General features: G+C 75.4%; 1 protein-coding gene. It reads left to right on the forward strand.

Annotated features, from left to right (window positions below; all coding sequences use genetic code 11):
• Positions 1 to 61: 61 nt before the first annotated feature.
• Complete coding sequence (locus ACFWEP_RS34725; protein ID WP_387376301.1) at positions 62 to 1,204, forward strand: glycosyltransferase family 4 protein; 1,143 nt, start codon at positions 62 to 64, stop codon at positions 1,202 to 1,204.
• The last annotated feature ends 87 nt before the right edge of the window (positions 1,205 to 1,291 follow it).

Below are 1,291 nucleotides of genomic sequence, written 5' to 3' on the forward strand. Positions count from 1 at the left end.
GTGACGCACCGCCCCAGGTGGCGGTCCGTCACGCGCCGGGCGTCCGTTACTGTCGGCGGCGATGGACAAGACCCTGATCGTGACCAACGACTTCCCGCCCCGCCCCGGTGGCATCCAGGCGTTCCTGCACAACATGGCGCTGCGGCTGGACCCCGGACAGCTCGTCGTCTACGCCTCCACCTGGAAGCGGACCGAGGAGGGCGTACGGGCCACCGCCGACTTCGACGCCGAACAGCCCTTCACCGTCGTCCGGGACCGCACGACGATGCTGCTGCCCACCCCCCGGGTCACCCGCCGCGCCGCCGGGCTGCTGCGGGAGCACGGCTGCACCTCCGTGTGGTTCGGCGCCGCCGCTCCGCTCGGCCTGATGGCCCCCGCGCTGCGCCGGGCCGGGGCCCGCCGGCTCGTCGCCACCAGCCACGGCCACGAGGCGGGCTGGGCCCAGCTCCCCGCCTCCCGGCAGCTGCTGCGCCGCATCGGGGAGGGCACCGACACGATCACCTACCTCGGTGAGTACACCCGGTCCCGGATCGCCGCCGCGCTCACCCCCGAGGCGGCGGGCCGCATGGTGCAACTCCCGCCCGGCGTCGACGAGAAGACCTTCCACCCGGCGTCCGGCGGCGACCGGGTCAGGGCCCGGCTCGGGCTCACCGACCGGCCCGTGGTCGTCTGCGTCTCCCGGCTGGTGCCGCGCAAGGGCCAGGACACCCTGATCCTCGCGATGCCCGCGATCCTGGCGCGCCACCCCGACACCGTGCTCCTGATCGTCGGCGGCGGCCCGTACGCCGAGGATCTGGAGAAGCTCGCCGCCGAGACCGGGGTGAGCCGCTCCGTGCGCTTCACCGGCTCCGTGCCCTGGGAGGAGCTCCCCGCGCACTACGGCGCCGGCGACGTCTTCGCGATGCCCTGCCGGACCCGGCGCGGCGGCCTCGACGTGGAGGGCCTCGGCATCGTCTACCTGGAGGCTTCCGCGACCGGGCTGCCGGTGGTGGCGGGTGACTCCGGCGGGGCGCCCGACGCGGTCCTGGACGGCGAGACCGGCTGGGTGGTGCGCGGCGGCGACGCCGAGGACACCGCCGACCGGATCGTCACCCTGCTCGGCGACGCGGAACTGCGCCGCCGGATGGGGGAGCGGGGGCGTGAGTGGGTCGAGGAGAAGTGGCGCTGGGACCTGCTCGCCGCGAAGCTCCGCACGCTGCTCTGACCGGTCGGCGGTCCACGTGCCGGGCTCTCCGCATGCGGGTGGTCCGCGTGATGGGCGGTCCGCAACGCCGCCGGGCCCGTACGCGAT

This window comes from Streptomyces sp. NPDC060198 (assembly GCF_042728415.1).
Classification (GTDB): domain Bacteria; phylum Actinomycetota; class Actinomycetes; order Streptomycetales; family Streptomycetaceae; genus Streptomyces.

Coding starts and splice junctions, on each gene's coding strand:
- ACFWEP_RS34725 (WP_387376301.1), top strand. CDS start 62: ATGGACAAGACCCTGATCGTGACCAACGACTTCCCGCCCCGCCCCGGT.